The organism is Flavobacterium hydatis (assembly GCF_000737695.1).
Classification (GTDB): Bacteria; Bacteroidota; Bacteroidia; order Flavobacteriales; family Flavobacteriaceae; genus Flavobacterium; species Flavobacterium hydatis.
Map to the genome: position 1 here is coordinate 26,899 of NZ_JPRM01000004.1, position 13,884 is coordinate 40,782.

Sequence of the window (13,884 nt, forward strand, 5' to 3'; positions counted from 1 at the left end):
TGAATAGCATAACGTAAATGTTTTCAATTTATTTACTATATTTGCACGCAATTCAACTAGAAATTGCACCATGATAGCACACAACTCCAAGATTATCGGCGAAGGTTTAACTTACGACGATGTATTATTAGTACCTAACTACTCGAATGTGCTTCCTCGCGAAGTGAGCATAAAATCAAAATTTTCTCGAAATATTACACTAAACGTTCCAATCGTATCTGCTGCTATGGATACCGTTACCGAAAGTGCAATGGCAATTGCTATGGCACAAGAAGGAGGAATAGGTGTTTTGCATAAAAACATGACCATCGAGCAACAAGCTGGCAAAGTACGTAAAGTAAAACGTGCAGAGTCAGGAATGATTATCGATCCGGTTACATTACCATTAAGTTCTACAATTGCCGATGCAAAAATGGCAATGAAAGAATTCGGAATTGGAGGAATCCCAATTGTTGACGAAAACAGAATCCTAAAAGGAATTGTTACTAATCGTGACTTACGTTTCGAAAAAAATGGAACAAGACCAATTGTAGAAGTTATGACAAGCCAAAATTTGGTAACCGTAGCCGAAGGAACTTCACTAGAACAAGCCGAAGTAGTTTTACAAGGACACAAAATCGAAAAATTACCAGTTGTTAATGCTAACTATGAATTAGTTGGGTTAATTACTTTTAGAGATATTACTAAACTTACTCAAAAACCAATTGCTAACAAAGATGTTTTTGGTCGTTTAAGAGTAGCTGCTGCAATTGGAGTTACTGGTGATGCGGTACAAAGAGCAGAAGCATTAGTTGCTGCGGGAGTAGATGCTATTATCATCGATACAGCGCACGGACATACAGAAGGTGTTGTAAATACCTTAAAAGAAGTAAAATCAAAATTCCCGCAAATAGATGTAATTGTTGGAAACATTGCAACTCCAGAAGCTGCTAAATATTTAGTAGAAAACGGTGCCGATGGTGTAAAAGTAGGTATTGGACCTGGTTCAATCTGTACAACACGTATCGTAGCAGGAGTTGGATTTCCTCAATTCTCGGCAGTCTTAGAAGTTGCTGCAGCAATCAAAGGATCTGGTGTACCAGTAATTGCCGATGGTGGAATACGTTATACAGGAGATATTCCTAAAGCAATAGCTGCTGGAGCCGACTGTGTAATGTTAGGATCATTACTTGCAGGAACAAAAGAATCTCCAGGAGAAACGATTATCTTCGAAGGAAGAAAATTCAAATCTTACCGCGGAATGGGTTCTGTTGAAGCTATGCAAACGGGATCAAAAGATCGTTATTTCCAAGATGTTGAAGACGACGTTAAAAAATTAGTTCCAGAAGGAATTGTAGGTCGTGTTCCTTACAAAGGAGAATTAAACGAAAGTATGCTTCAGTTTATCGGAGGACTTCGTGCAGGAATGGGATATTGCGGATCTAAAGATATTCCTACTCTACAAGAGTCAGGACGTTTTGTTAGAATCACTTCTAGCGGAATCACAGAGAGTCATCCTCACAACGTAACAATTACTAAAGAAGCTCCAAATTACTCAAGATAATCCAGAGCGTTCTATATAAAACAAAAGGCATAAGATTAGTTTCTTATGCCTTTTTTATTTTATCTAAAAACAATAATTATTTCAAAATAGAAACTGATTATATTAAAACTAAAATGATTAACAAATTCTAGGCAATTGTTCGCCTATTAATGGAGACAAAACCCTTTTGCCGCCAAAAGCACTTTCTACAATAATTTTTGAAGGATGGTCTTGAGTTACAAAACCTATGCAAGAAGCATTTGGATTTGTTTTTTGTAAAATAGCTAGAACTTCGTCTTTAATATCAGCATCAACAATACAAACAAATATGCCCTCATTGGCTACATATAAAGGATCTAAGCCCAATAATTCGCAGGCACTTCTTACTTGGTTTTCTACATTTATATTTTCATCAAGAAGATTCATTCCAAAATTGCTTTCGGTTACAATTTCGTGCAATACAGAGGCTAATCCTCCACGAGTTGCATCTCTTAAGAAATGAATTTTATTGCCATGTTTCTCAATCAATTCAAGAACAATCTCATTTAAGTTAGTTGTATCGCTCAGAATATCACTTTCAAACTGAAGACCTTCACGTTCAGACATAATTGCCATTCCGTGGGATGCTATAGCGCCATTAACAAGTATGGCATCATTTTCAAGAATATTTCTAATTTTTATATCGGCCTTTTCATGTATAATACCAATCCCAGAAGTATTGATGTAAATTTTATCCCCTTTTCCTCGTTCAACCACTTTAGTGTCTCCAGTAACAATAAAAACACCAGCTTTGTCTGCTGCCGATTTTATCGATTTAATAATCTGAGTAAATTCGTCTAAACTAAAACCTTCTTCGATTATTAGTGATAAGGAGAGATATTTAGGAATCGCGCCACACATAGATAAGTCATTTACTGTTCCGTTTACAGCAAGTTCGCCAATGTTTCCACCCTTAAAAAAGATAGGAGAGATAACATAACTATCAGTCGAAAAAGCCAAATTACCTTGTAAATTTATAAACGCACCATCATGACGAACATCTAAAATATCGTTTTTTAAAATCTTTAAAATAACATCATTTAATAATTGTGTCATGTGTTCTCCGCCACTACCATGATGGAGATAAATCGCTTCACTGTTAGAACTTTCCATCTTTTATATTTAAATTTCTTCTCCCATTTGCTTTAAAACTTCCATAGTTCGTTTAGCTTCTTCTTCATTAATAATACCTATGGCAGCACCTACGTGTACCAAAACATAATCGCCTTCTTTGGCTTCGGGAACAAGAGTTAGGTTAACCTCTTTAATAATTCCTTCAAACGAAACTTCACCTATTCTAAAAGTTTCATCAAGTTGTATCGTTACTTTTTTAAGTAAACCAGGGATTGCTAAACACATACGATTATTGGTTTATTGATTGAGTTAAATATTTATACCACGCTTCCAGACCTTCTCCGGATGTGGTAGAAACTTCAAAAAACTCTAATTTAGGATTCACTTTTCTGGCATATTCTTTTAATTTTTCTAAGTCAAATTTTAAATACGGCAGCAAATCTATTTTGTTAATGATACAAACTTGCGAGCCATAAAACATATCAGGATATTTAAGGGGTTTGTCCTCACCTTCAGTTACGGATATGATTACAATACGTTTAGATTCTCCTAAATCAAACATCGCAGGGCAAACTAGATTCCCAACATTTTCGATCATCATAATCGAATCTTGTTTAGGTTTTAGTTCCTTAACAGCTCTCGAAATCATCTCACTATCAAGATGGCATCCTTTTCCAGTATTTATTTGAATCACAGGAACATTAAGCTTATGAATCCTGTCTGCATCATTTGTTGTTTGTTGATCACCTTCAATAACCGAGAAAGTTATTTTGCTTTTTAAATCGGTTATTGTTCGCTCTAATAAAGATGTTTTTCCTGATCCGGGAGAGCTCACTAAATTGATTGAAAAAATATTTAAAGCTTCAAAAAAACCTCTGTTCCTTTCGGCAGTTAATTGGTTTTTATGCAAAATATCTTTTTCTAATTGTATCACACTTATCTCGTGACTATGATTGTGAGAGTGACTGTGCCCATGATGGCTATGATCATGAAAGTGATCATGGTCATGATTGTGGTCATGATTGTGGTCGTCATGATCGTGGTCATGATGTAACTCATTATTATGATGGTGATGAAAACTACCATTATTAGAATGATTCTGTTTTTCTCCCATCTTAGTATATTTTATTTCATTTTCATCAGAACTACATCCGCAAGTGGTACACATAATTTTTATTTTATAATTAACTTTTTAATTTTTAATTCCTTGCCAGTCAGAATTTCTTTGAAAGGACTATTACAATTGGAACAACTATCAAATATTTTTTCGATAAAAAATTCATGATTGCATTCTGCGCATTTTGCTTTTCCGATAGGCTCGTCAATAAATAATTTGGCATCAACCAAAACACTTCTATAAATACCTAATGGCCAAACAAAATGGAAAGAATCTAGCTCTACTCCAGACAATTTTCCTATTTCAAGATAAATTTCTAGGACCCTTTCTGCTTTTATTTTCTCAACTTCTTGTTGAGCCGTTTTTACTATTGATGAAACAATGGAAAGTTCGTGCATGCAAATAATATTTTAATACAATAAAAATTTGAGGGTCAATTTAAGTTTATTAAAAGATTCATATTATGACAATTATCATGTATTTGTAGGAAAAATAAAATAAAATTTGATGTTCTCATTTTTAAAGAAAAAGTATTAATTGAGAGGAAGCAGTGTTCTAAGTTTAAGGGGTATGATGAGTTTTAAAAACTAATTAAGAATGAAGGATAAAGACAAAGTTAATGAGACCTATTATAGTAGTATAGAAAGACAGGGATATAATAGGAGAGATTTTTTAAAATTTGTTGCTTATATAGGAGCTTACATGGGGGTAGAGAGTTCTGCAATAGGTCAAATTACAAAGGCACTAGAGCGGACACCCAGATTGCCTGTTATTTGGGAACACTTTCAGGAATGTACCTGTTGTAGCGAATCATTTATTCGTTCAGATCACCCTATTGTGGCAGATATTATTTTGGATAAAATTTCATTAGACTATACCTTAACGCTAATGGCTGCTTCGGGGCATCAGGCAGAAGCCGCTAAAAAAGCGACGATGGATAAGTATAAAGGAGAATATATCCTTTGTGTAGAAGGATCGATACCTCTTGGTGCCGACGGAAATTATTGCTGTATAGGAGGAAGAAGTGCTGTAGAGATACTTAAAGAATCGGCTGCAGGAGCCAAAGCAATAATAGCTTGGGGAAGTTGTGCAACATCAGGATGTGTTCAGGCAGCAAAACCAAATCCTACAGGAGCTGTACCAATTAATAAAATCATTACCGATAAACCAATAATTAATGTCCCAGGTTGTCCGCCAATTGGCGAAGTTATGGCAGGGATTATTGTACATATTGTTGCTTTTGGAAAAATGCCAGAATTAGATAATGCAGGTAGACCAAAAGCATTTTATTCAAAAAGAGTTCATGACAGTTGCTACCGCCGCCCTTATTTTGATGCGGGATTATTTGTTGAAAATTTTGACGATGAAAACGCAAAAAAAGGATATTGCTTATACAAAGTGGGTTGCAAAGGACCAAGTACTTACAACGCTTGTGGTAATATGAAATGGAATGGAGGAGTAAGTTACCCAATTCAGTCTGGACATGGTTGTTTAGGTTGTAGTGCCAAAGATTTTTGGGATGCAGGAAGTTTTTATTCCAGAGATTTATCTATAGGAGGCGATGTCGAATCAAATGCTGATACATTAGGAAAAGTAGCTCTTGGAGCAACTGCAGTAGGAATTGGAGTTCATGCGATTCTAGCTAATGCATCCAAAAGGAAAGAATTAAAAGATGGGATTGACCAGGGTATTGAAAATGAAAAAAAATTAGAGGATTTATAATTAAATAAATAGAAAAATGTCAGAAAGAATAGTTGTAGATCCCATTACAAGAATAGAAGGGCATCTTAGAGCCGAAGTAGAGATATCAGATGGAACTATAAAAGAAGCTTTTTTATCCTCGACTATGGTTAGAGGACTTGAAAATATTGTTAAAGATAGAAACCCAAAAGATGTTTGGGCTTTTGTACAACGCACTTGCGGAGTTTGTACGGCTTCGCACGCCACAGCATCCATACGTGCTGTTGAGGATGCATTAGGAATTGTAGTTCCTCCAAATGCAGAGATGGTTCGAAATATTATGCTTGGAGCTTTATACTTGCATGATCACGTAGTTCATTTTTATCATCTTCACGCATTTGATTGGGTAGATGTAATAAGTGGGCTAAATGCAGATCCGGTAAAAACTTCTCAATTGGCACAATCTATTTCAAATTGGCCAAAAAGCTCACCAGGATATTTCTCGGATTTACAAAAAAGACTCAAAAGATTTGTAGAGAGTGGTCAATTAGGAATTTTTGCCAATGGTTATTGGGGGCATCCACAAATGAAATTATCACCCGAAGCCAATTTGATGGCAACAGCACACTATCTAGAAGCCTTAGAATGGCAAAAAGAAATAGTGAAAGTACATGCTATTTTTGGAGGTAAAAACCCGCATCCTAATTTTCTGGTAGGAGGAATGGCTTGCTCAATTAACCTAGATGATGCAAGTGGATTAAATGCAGAAAGGCTGGCGTATGTTAGACAACTTCTGGAAGATGGAAAAAGATTTGTAGAACAGGTATATGTTCCAGATGTAATTGCGATTGCAGGGTTTTATAAAGATTGGGGAGCTATAGGAGGGTTTCATAATTTCATGTCCTCTAGAGAATTCCCAATGCAAGGGCATAATAACACAAACGATATTAATTTTAAATTTCCGTCGGGAGTTATTTTAAATAAGGATTTATCGAGGCTTCATGATTTAGATTTAAGAGATTTAAAAACGGTAGAAGAGTACGTAAATAATTCTTGGTATGATTATGAAGGAGATGGGAACACAGGAAGACACCCTTGGAGTGGAGAAACAAAAATAAACTATACTGGGCCAAAACCACCTTATACCCATCTAAACGTTGAAGAAAAATACAGTTTTATAAAAACACCAAGATGGAAAGGACATGCTATGGAAGTAGGGCCATTAGCAAGAATGTTAGTAGGTTATGCTTCTGGTAGAGAAGAATTTAAAGATATAGTTGATTCTACTTTATCTAAACTACAAATTCCAGCTGAAGCATTATTCTCAACCTTAGGAAGAACAGCTGCAAGAGCTTTAGAGTCACAACTTGTTGCTAATTGGAATTTAGAATTTTTTGATACTTTGATCGAAAATATTAAAAAAGGAGATACCAATATTGCAAATACAGAAAAGTGGGAAACATCTACTTGGCCAAAAGAGTCAAAAGGAGTTGGTATTGTCGAAGCGCCTCGAGGATCTTTAAGCCACTGGATTGTTATAAAAGATGCCAAAGTTGCTAATTATCAACAAGTAGTTCCATCTACCTGGAATGCTTCGCCTAGAGATCCAAAAGGACAAAGATCACCTTATGAAAGTTCATTATTAAATACGCCTGTTGCAGATCCGGAACTTCCATTAGAAATCATTAGAACGATACATTCCTTTGATCCATGCATTGCGTGTGCGGTGCATTTATATGACGAAAAAGGCGATATAATTAAAGCCGTAAACGATATCTCAACTTGTATTAGTTAACATAAAATTAGAGTCATGTCAGTAGAAACTAGTGTTTATAAACGAGCCTACATTTGGGAATTACCAGTGCGTATTTTTCATTGGGTAAATGCTTTCTCCATCACAATATTAGTTGTTACAGGATTTATTATCGCAAACCCACCAGGAATTATCTCTAATAAAGAAGCTTCAGGGCAATTTTGGCTTGGGTACATACGCGAGATTCACTTTATAAGTGCTTATTTATTTGTTAGCGTTTTGATTTTGAGAGTTTATTTTGCTTTCAAAGGAAATAAATATGCCAATTGGAGAGTTTTTTTTCCATTTAAAAAAGAAGGTTTTGCAAGAATGTGGCATGTAATTAAATATGATATTTTGTTGCAAAACGAAAAAGGGAATATTGCACCTAACGCTGTTGTAGGACATAACAGCGTTGCAGCCGCTTCTTATTTTTTGATGTTTTTGATGGCTCTTGTTATGATTGCAACTGGCTTTGCTTTGTATGAACCAGCAGCAACATGGTTCTTGCCAAAGATGTTTGCTTGGGTTCCTAATGTTTTAGGAGGAGATTTTAATGTTAGACTAGTTCATCACTTTACCACTTGGACTTTTATTCTGTTTGCAATTGTACATATTTATCTAGTTTTTTTTCATGATTGGTTAGAAGGACGTGGAGAAACTTCGGCTATGATTAGTGGATACAAATTTGTCAATGCAGAAAGAGTTAAAAAAGAAGAGCTAAATCATAAAGAAGAAGCTCAAAAAAGAGAAGTAAACCAAGAAGAAGCTGAAAATTTATAAAAAAATAATGATGATTGCAGAAAAAACTAACATGGTAAAATATGATGAATTCCATTCTGATGGGAATGAAATTTTAGTATTGGGTATTGGGAACTATTTAATGGGAGATGAAGGTGTTGGAGTACATTTTATTAATAGAATAAAACAGTCTGATTTTCCTGAAAATATTTCTTTTATAGATGGAGGAACAGGAGGATTTACGTTAGTTCCGTATATCGAAAACCATAAAAGAGTAATTATTGTAGATGCTACTATGGACGGAAAAGAAGAGGGGACAATTACGCTCTTGAAACCTAAATTTTCTAACGATTTTCCAATCTCTTTAAGCGGTCATAATTTTGGTTTAAAAGACATGGTCGAAATCTTGACCATGTTTGATACTATGCCAGAAATTTATTTATACACTATTACAATTTCTAAAATGGAACCAATGTTTATGGAGCTTTCGCCAAAAGTAGATGCTGCGATAAAAGAAGTGACGGAAAAAGTGATTCAATTAATTGAAAATTTTAATAAATAATAAACGTTGAATCATTCTTTTAAAATAACCATTTCTGGACGTGTACAAGGCGTTGGCTTCCGTCCCTTTGTTTATAATTTAGCTTCTAAATTTGAACTGACTGGTTGTGTTTCAAATAATGAATCGGGAGTGGTTATAGTTGTGAATGGTAATAAGGAGAGAGCCTTAAAACTTCATGATGCACTTAAAAAGAAATGTCCTAAGAATGCAGAAATAATTTCAATTAAGATTTCTGATTTTTTGACAACAGAAAATTTCGAAACTTTTTATATAAAACCGACGGAGAAAAACATTTCGGTAAACTTACCTTTAACGCCTGATTTTGCAATTTGCGAAAGTTGTAAAGAGGAAATTACAGACTCAGAGAACAAACGTTATTTTTATCCATTTACCACGTGCACACAATGTGGGCCTCGCTATTCTGTTACTAAGAAATTCCCTTTTGAAAGAGAAAATACGAGTATGAATGAATTCGAAATGTGTCAAACATGTACGGAGGAATATCGTAATCCCGAGGATATTCGTTTTCATTCACAAACAAATTCATGTCCCGATTGTGGCGTTCAGATTTCATTTACAGATAAAGAAAATCAAAAGATTTCAGGGACAAATCTGCAAATTTTCAGACGTATTTCCGATGAATTAAAACAAGGAAAAATCATAGCTGTAAAAAATATTTCGGGATATTTATTAATCTGTGACGCTACAAACCCAAAATTTGTTGAAGAATTAAGGAAAAGGAAAAAACGCTTAGCAAAGCCTTTCGCGGTACTATTTCCGAATTTCAGTCAGATTATTACCCATTTATCTTGTAATGAATTTGAAGAGCAACAATTAAAATCTGCGGAAGCTCCTATTGTAATTCTGGATTTAAAAAGTCAAAATGATTTAGCGATTGATAAAATTGCTCCAAGAATGGAAACAATTGGTGCAATGCTTCCAAATTCAGGAATACTGCAACTAATCTCCTTTGTGTTTAACAAACCTTTGGTGGCTACTAGTGGTAACATTCATGGAGTTCCAATTTGTGGAAACGAAAAAGAAGCAATTGAAGCTTTAAATCCTATTGCTGATTTTTTTCTTCATCATAATTTAGATGTACAACATCCACAAGATGATTCAGTCGTTAAATTTTCAGAAAGAAATAAGGCTAAAATAATCCTAAGAAGATCGAGAGGTTTTGCTCCTAATTTTAAATCAGATTTTTTAAATGAGAGCAACCAAAAGATACTTTGTTTAGGAGGAGATTTAAAAAATACAATTACAATTAGTCCTAATAATCAATGTTATATTAGTGAATATATAGGAGATTTAAGTAACTATGATACTTATAATCGATTTGAAAAAAAAGTAGAGGATTATCTATTCAGTTTTAATTTCTCACCCGAAATTATCATTACAGATAAACATCCAAATTATCAAAATCATCAGATTATTAAAGATTTAGTTCGTAATAATTATAAACCTGAGATTATAAAGATACAGCATCATGAAGCTCATTTTGCAGCAATTTTAGGCGAAAAGAAGCTATGGGAACAATCTAAAGTTTTGGGTGTCATTTGGGACGGAATGGGGTTTGGAAATGAAAATGAAATTTTGGGAGGTGAGTTTCTTCAGTATAATAATAGAAAAATAACTAGGGTTGGTCATTTAGAGTATTATTCATGGATTTTAGGAGATAAGATGTCTAAAAATCCAAAAATTGCAGCACTTTCTATCAGCGGGAATACTACTTTTTTTCAGCGGTTTTTTAATGAAAACGAATTAAAGATCTACACAAAAGAGATTGAACTTGCAAAAATAAAAACATCCTCTATGGGACGGTTATTTGATGCAGTTGCATTTGCTTTAGGCTTTAAGGAAGTTATTTCATTTGAAGGAGAAGCTAGTTTATATCTCGAAAATTTGGCTCAAAGAGAATATAATAAGAACATTTTAGAATTAGAAGATTATCTAAAAGATGAGGTAATAAACAGCATTATTCCTGCAAGAAAAATTTTATTTCAAATCGTGGATGCTCTTAAGAATAATATTAATGTCGAAATTATAGCGCTTAATTTTCATTACACTTTAGTGAAATGCATAGAAAAAGTTGCAAAATTTTCCAGAACAAAAGAATTAGCTTTTAGCGGTGGCGTTTTTCAAAATGCAGTTCTTATAGATTTGATAATAGATCATTTACAACCAAAATATAAACTTCATTTTCATGAAATAATTTCTCCTAATGACGAAAATATTTCATTTGGGCAGCTTAATTACTATTTACAAATAAAAAAATAAATGATGGATATCTTAGAATTATTAGGGCATGTGGGTAAAACAGAAGAGAAAGATAAAATTTCTTATTCTGCAGGAGTGGTGATGGCGTTAAGCCTGAAAGATATTGGTTTTGACGAAATAAAATACGAGGATTTTGTTGATGGAATGCAATCTGTATTCGAAAAATCAAATTCGAAGATATCTCCTAAACGGTCTATTGAGATTTTTAATAATTATGTAGCGCTTTTACAAGAAGAATTAAAAATTTCAAATGCCGAAATAGGAAAAACCTTTTTAGATAAAAATGCTAAAAAAGAAGGAATTGTATCCTTACCAAGTGGTTTGCAATACGAAGTTTTGGCTGAAGGAAATGGAAACATTCCTAAAAGAAATGATACAGTAAATGTAATTTATGAAGGTTATTTGTTAAACAAAAATGTTTTTGACTCGACTAAGGATTCAGGCGCTCAACAAATGAAAGTATTGCAAACTATTGCGGGCTGGCAAGAAGCATTGCAATTGATGCCAGAAGGATCTCGTTGGAAAGTATATATCCCTCATCATTTGGCTTACGCCGAAATTGGTGCACCGCCAATGATTCAGCCGAACTCAACTTTAGTATTTATTATCGAACTTCTAAATATTGTTTGATATGAAATATCTTTCTGAGTATAGAAATCCTGAATTGGTAAAACATTACATTGCTGAGTTACATAAGATAACTACAAAGCCTTGGAACATAATGGAAATTTGTGGCGGACAAACACATTCCTTAGTCAAAAATGGATTACTCGATTTGTTGCCTCCTGATATAAGAATGATTCACGGGCCAGGTTGCCCGGTATGTGTAACTCCGATTTCTTTAATAGATAAGGCAATAGAATTGATGAAACAAAATGTGATTTTGTGTTCATTTGGAGATATGACCCGAGTTCCAGGTTCATCTAAAAGTCTTTTGCAAGCTAAGGCAGAAGGAGGAGATTTGCGTATACTATATTCTCCATTAGAAGCCGTAAATATTGCAGCACAAAACCCTGATAGAGAAGTTGTATTCTTTGCGGTAGGATTTGAAACGACTGCTCCAAGTATTGCCTTGGCTGTTATTCATGCTCAAAAATTAAATTTGGAAAACTTCAGTATGTTGGTTTCGCATGTATTAGTTCCACCTGCAATGGAAGTTATTCTATCAGATGAGTTTTGTAATATTAATGCTTTCTTGGGTGCAGGACATGTGTGTACAATAATGGGATTGGATGAATATTATCCGATTTCTGAGAAATATAAAATTCCCATTGTAATATCTGGTTTTGAACCCGCAGATTTATTACAAGCTATTTATCATGCGGTATTGCAATTAGAAACGGGAAAATTTGAAGTCGAAAATCAATACACAAGATTGGTAAAAGATGAAGGGAATGAAAGAGCTAAAGAGGTCGTAAATACTGTTTTTACAATCGGAGATCAGGAATGGAGAAGTATTGGAGTAATTGAAAATAGTGGTCTTGTAATGAGAGAAAGCTATAAAAAGTACGATGCTAATTCTCGTTTTTCGATCCCAATTACAAATGAGAAAGTAAAACAAAATTGTATTGCAGGTGAAATATTAAGAGGAAGTAAAAAACCAAATCAATGTCCTGAATTTGGAAAAAAATGCAAACCTTCAAATCCTTTAGGAGCACCAATGGTATCTTCAGAAGGGGCTTGTGCGGCTTATTATAATTATTTGTAATTATGATAGGAATAGTAATTACACTTTATGCAGGATTAGAACATGCTCTAGAAATGGATCATTTATTAGCCGTTAATAGTTTAGTAACTAATAGAAATAGTATTAAACAGGCTAGTAAAGATGGTATCTATTGGGGAATTGGGCATACTTTTACAATCTTTGTTATTGGTATAATTATGATTGGTTTTAAGGTAGCTATAAAAGAGAGTATTTTTAGTTATCTTGAAGGAGCTGTTGGTTTAATGTTGATTGTATTGGGTATTTTTCGATTGTTTAAATTATTTAAGAAAAATACGCATACACATACTTATTCACATTCGCATGAGCATACACATAGTAATGGGGTTACTCACACACATTTTCATTCGCACACTTATACTCATTCTCATCCGATAGATTTGTTCCAGCATGAACATCCAAATGATACTAAGGGATATAAAGCTGCATTTGGAGTAGGGCTAATTCACGGACTTGCCGGCAGCGGAGCATTGGTTGTTTTAGTAATTTCGCAAATGAAAACAGTTCTCGAAGGATTAATGTATATCTTGATTTTTGGTTTAGGATCAATTTTTGGTATGTTTTTAGCCTCTGGATTATTTAGTATTCCTTTTACTAAAAACATACTCAAATCTCAAAAATTGCAATATGCTTTAATAATAATTTCTTCTTTACTTTGTATTACTTATGGAGCTAAGGTTGCTTATGAGAATTTTTTAGGATAAGATTAAATTAGATTTAAATCAGCCCTTTTATCTTAGCGTGTTGCAATAATAAAATAGTTTTGGCATCTTTTATTTCTCCAGTTGCAATCATATTGTATGCTTCATCAAAAGTCATTTCCATTACTTCGATGTTCTCATTTTCGATATCAAGTCCGCCGCCTTCGCTTACTTTCATGCTTTCGTCGTATTCTCCTGTAAATAGATATAAAATCTCGGTTACAGATCCAGGTGACATATAAGTTTCGATTACTTTATCTACATTTTTTAAGCGATAGCCTGTTTCTTCTTCCGTTTCTCTGATAATGCATTCTTTAGGATTGTCTTTGTCCAGAAGTCCTGCGCAAACTTCAATCATCATTCCAGATTCATTTCCGTTAAGATAAGTTGGCATACGGAATTGTCTCGTTAAGACTACAGTTTTCTTTTCGGAATTATAAAGCAAAATTGCCGCCCCATTTCCTCTATCATAAACTTCTCGATTATGGGTTTCTTGTTTGCCGTTATTCTTTTGATAGTCAAAAGTTACTTTGTTTAAAACATACCAATTATCAGATAGTAATTTAGTCTCAGTTATATTTATTTTAGGATTGCTCATGTGTAAAATATTTTTTTGGCAAAAAAAACGCTCTGGATTTCAGAGCGTTTAA

Annotated in this window: 14 protein-coding genes; 9 read left to right on the forward strand and 5 right to left on the reverse strand. The window is 33.9% G+C overall.

The annotated features are described in order from the left end of the window. Positions 1–70: 70 nt before the first annotated feature. Positions 71–1,543 carry an IMP dehydrogenase gene (gene guaB, locus IW20_RS03590; RefSeq protein ID WP_035618937.1) on the forward strand — a complete coding sequence of 491 codons (1,473 nt, stop codon included), beginning with the start codon at positions 71–73 and terminating at the stop codon, positions 1,541–1,543. 117 nt (positions 1,544–1,660) lie between these two features. On the opposite strand, the gene hypE is transcribed toward guaB, so the two are convergent. Genes hypE through IW20_RS03610 form a run of 4 tightly spaced genes read right to left on the reverse strand, consistent with a single transcriptional unit; the run spans position 1,661 to position 4,150 of the window. After that, the gene (gene hypE / locus IW20_RS03595; protein WP_035618938.1) at positions 1,661–2,674 is read right to left on the reverse strand and encodes a hydrogenase expression/formation protein HypE; all 1,014 of its coding nucleotides are present in this window, start codon (positions 2,672–2,674) and stop codon (positions 1,661–1,663) included. Positions 2,675–2,683: 9 nt separating this feature from the next. Then, entirely contained in the window at positions 2,684–2,920 is a 237-nt protein-coding gene (locus IW20_RS03600) for a HypC/HybG/HupF family hydrogenase formation chaperone (RefSeq protein ID WP_035618940.1), read from the reverse strand. 4 nt (positions 2,921–2,924) lie between these two features. Then, the gene (gene hypB, locus IW20_RS03605) at positions 2,925–3,803 is read right to left on the reverse strand and encodes a hydrogenase nickel incorporation protein HypB (RefSeq protein ID WP_035618942.1); all 879 of its coding nucleotides are present in this window, start codon (positions 3,801–3,803) and stop codon (positions 2,925–2,927) included. A gap of 5 nt (positions 3,804–3,808) precedes the next feature. Further along, positions 3,809–4,150, reverse strand: a complete 342-nt coding sequence (locus IW20_RS03610) for a hydrogenase maturation nickel metallochaperone HypA/HybF (RefSeq protein WP_035618945.1) — start codon at positions 4,148–4,150, stop codon at positions 3,809–3,811. Positions 4,151–4,349: 199 nt separating this feature from the next. Here IW20_RS03610 and IW20_RS03615 point away from each other — a divergent pair, with 199 nt between their 5' ends. Genes IW20_RS03615 through IW20_RS03650 form a run of 8 tightly spaced genes read left to right on the forward strand, consistent with a single transcriptional unit; the run spans position 4,350 to position 13,237 of the window. Continuing rightward, a complete protein-coding gene (locus IW20_RS03615) occupies positions 4,350–5,474 on the forward strand; it encodes a hydrogenase small subunit (RefSeq protein ID WP_051885525.1) in 1,125 nt (374 codons plus the stop codon). Positions 5,475–5,490: 16 nt separating this feature from the next. Continuing rightward, positions 5,491–7,227: a nickel-dependent hydrogenase large subunit gene (locus IW20_RS03620; protein ID WP_035618947.1), complete on the forward strand. Its 1,737-nt coding sequence runs from the start codon at positions 5,491–5,493 to the stop codon at positions 7,225–7,227. A 15-nt stretch (positions 7,228–7,242) separates the two neighbouring features. Then, the gene (gene cybH, locus IW20_RS03625) at positions 7,243–8,007 is read left to right on the forward strand and encodes a Ni/Fe-hydrogenase, b-type cytochrome subunit (protein WP_035618949.1); all 765 of its coding nucleotides are present in this window, start codon (positions 7,243–7,245) and stop codon (positions 8,005–8,007) included. Between the two features lie 10 nt (positions 8,008–8,017). Further along, positions 8,018–8,527, forward strand: a complete 510-nt coding sequence (locus IW20_RS03630; RefSeq protein ID WP_051885527.1) for a HyaD/HybD family hydrogenase maturation endopeptidase — start codon at positions 8,018–8,020, stop codon at positions 8,525–8,527. Between the two features lie 6 nt (positions 8,528–8,533). Further along, complete coding sequence (hypF, locus tag IW20_RS03635; protein ID WP_035618953.1) at positions 8,534–10,807, forward strand: carbamoyltransferase HypF; 2,274 nt, start codon at positions 8,534–8,536, stop codon at positions 10,805–10,807. Continuing rightward, a complete protein-coding gene (locus IW20_RS03640; RefSeq protein WP_051885529.1) occupies positions 10,808–11,437 on the forward strand; it encodes an FKBP-type peptidyl-prolyl cis-trans isomerase in 630 nt (209 codons plus the stop codon). A gap of 1 nt (position 11,438) precedes the next feature. Beyond that, on the forward strand, positions 11,439–12,515 hold the full coding sequence (gene hypD, locus IW20_RS03645) for a hydrogenase formation protein HypD (RefSeq protein WP_035618955.1): 1,077 nt from the start codon (positions 11,439–11,441) through the stop codon (positions 12,513–12,515). A 2-nt stretch (positions 12,516–12,517) separates the two neighbouring features. Then, positions 12,518–13,237, forward strand: a complete 720-nt coding sequence (locus tag IW20_RS03650; protein ID WP_051885531.1) for an urease accessory protein UreH domain-containing protein — start codon at positions 12,518–12,520, stop codon at positions 13,235–13,237. A gap of 13 nt (positions 13,238–13,250) precedes the next feature. Here the strand turns inward: IW20_RS03650 and nudK are convergent, their stop codons facing one another. Continuing rightward, positions 13,251–13,832, reverse strand: a complete 582-nt coding sequence (gene nudK / locus IW20_RS03655; protein ID WP_035618958.1) for a GDP-mannose pyrophosphatase NudK — start codon at positions 13,830–13,832, stop codon at positions 13,251–13,253. Positions 13,833–13,884 lie beyond the last annotated feature (52 nt).

What these genes read in the sequence shown, in the direction of transcription:
- hypD (WP_035618955.1), top strand. Translation starts at nt 11,439, where the DNA reads ATGAAATATCTTTCTGAGTATAGAAATCCTGAATTGGTAAAACATTAC.
- hypB (WP_035618942.1), bottom strand. Translation starts at nt 3,803, where the DNA reads ATGTGTACCACTTGCGGATGTAGTTCTGATGAAAATGAAATAAAATAT.
- IW20_RS03650 (WP_051885531.1), top strand. Translation starts at nt 12,518, where the DNA reads ATGATAGGAATAGTAATTACACTTTATGCAGGATTAGAACATGCTCTA.
- IW20_RS03620 (WP_035618947.1), top strand. Translation starts at nt 5,491, where the DNA reads ATGTCAGAAAGAATAGTTGTAGATCCCATTACAAGAATAGAAGGGCAT.
- IW20_RS03615 (WP_051885525.1), top strand. Translation starts at nt 4,350, where the DNA reads ATGAAGGATAAAGACAAAGTTAATGAGACCTATTATAGTAGTATAGAA.
- IW20_RS03600 (WP_035618940.1), bottom strand. Translation starts at nt 2,920, where the DNA reads ATGTGTTTAGCAATCCCTGGTTTACTTAAAAAAGTAACGATACAACTT.
- IW20_RS03640 (WP_051885529.1), top strand. Translation starts at nt 10,808, where the DNA reads ATGATGGATATCTTAGAATTATTAGGGCATGTGGGTAAAACAGAAGAG.
- hypE (WP_035618938.1), bottom strand. Translation starts at nt 2,674, where the DNA reads ATGGAAAGTTCTAACAGTGAAGCGATTTATCTCCATCATGGTAGTGGC.
- nudK (WP_035618958.1), bottom strand. Translation starts at nt 13,832, where the DNA reads ATGAGCAATCCTAAAATAAATATAACTGAGACTAAATTACTATCTGAT.
- IW20_RS03630 (WP_051885527.1), top strand. Translation starts at nt 8,018, where the DNA reads ATGATTGCAGAAAAAACTAACATGGTAAAATATGATGAATTCCATTCT.
- IW20_RS03610 (WP_035618945.1), bottom strand. Translation starts at nt 4,150, where the DNA reads ATGCACGAACTTTCCATTGTTTCATCAATAGTAAAAACGGCTCAACAA.
- guaB (WP_035618937.1), top strand. Translation starts at nt 71, where the DNA reads ATGATAGCACACAACTCCAAGATTATCGGCGAAGGTTTAACTTACGAC.
- cybH (WP_035618949.1), top strand. Translation starts at nt 7,243, where the DNA reads ATGTCAGTAGAAACTAGTGTTTATAAACGAGCCTACATTTGGGAATTA.